At 41.4% G+C, this 280-nt stretch carries 1 protein-coding gene; it reads left to right on the plus strand.

The features are described from left to right. Window positions 1-233 (plus strand): nucleoside deaminase (locus tag ACFIJL_RS09810; protein ID WP_375624546.1); only part of this gene is annotated, 233 nt, incomplete at its 5' end. Window positions 234-280: the final 47 nt, after the last annotated feature.

The raw sequence follows: 280 nt of genomic DNA on the forward strand, positions 1-280 counted from the left end.
GCGACCTTTATGTAACGCTTGAACCTTGTGCTATGTGTGCAACAGCTATTTCATTTGCACGCATACGGCGCCTCTATTACGCAACAAGCGACCCCAAAGGTGGTGCCATCGAACATGGTCCACGCCTCTATCAACAGCCAACTTGTCATCATAAACCTGAGATCTATTCTGGTTTCAAAGAAAAAGAAGCTGCTCAGCTGCTTAAAGATTTTTTTGCACAAAAGCGCCATTAAAAAGAATTGCTCTTTCTATTCAAAAGATCTTAAACAAGATAAAGTCT

Origin of the sequence: Bartonella sp. TT119HLJHH (assembly GCF_042193385.1) — a bacterium.
GTDB lineage: Bacteria > Pseudomonadota > Alphaproteobacteria > Rhizobiales > Rhizobiaceae > Bartonella.